Here is a 384-nt window from a genome sequence, read left to right as displayed (position 1 = left end):
AGTGTGAGAAAAAACCGAGGGTTCCAATATGTTGACTAAAAATGTTATCGCTATCGACTTAGCAAAAAATGTTCTTCAAGCCTGCCATATCAGCATTCATGGTGAGCTAATGTCCAATAAACCTCTGAGTCGCCAGAAGATGAAAGAGTTCTTGGCAAAGGCTAAGCCTTCGATTGTCGCCATGGAAGGTTGTTGCGGTTGCCATTACTGGGGGCAATTAGCAGAAAAACTTGGGCATGAAGTCCGAATCATTAACCCTAAGAAGGTGAAAGGATACCTAGAAGGTCATAAAACGGATCATAATGATGCTCTCGCCATCGCTAACGCCGCTATACAAATTGGTATCAAGTACAGTCGTCCAAAGTCATTGGAACAACAAGCTAT

Annotated in this window: 1 protein-coding gene; it reads left to right on the top strand. The window is 42.7% G+C overall.

What is annotated here, in order from left to right; genetic code table 11:
• Window positions 1-28: 28 nt before the first annotated feature.
• The coding region (locus tag AB4384_RS23470; protein WP_372130191.1) for a transposase at window positions 29-384 on the top strand (356 nt) is incomplete at its 3' end.

Source organism: Vibrio sp. 10N.261.51.A4, assembly GCF_041471945.1.
Lineage (GTDB): Bacteria > Pseudomonadota > Gammaproteobacteria > Enterobacterales > Vibrionaceae > Vibrio > Vibrio crassostreae_C.
Note: the sequence above shows the minus strand (reverse complement) of the source record. Positions and strands in the feature narration are given on the sequence as shown.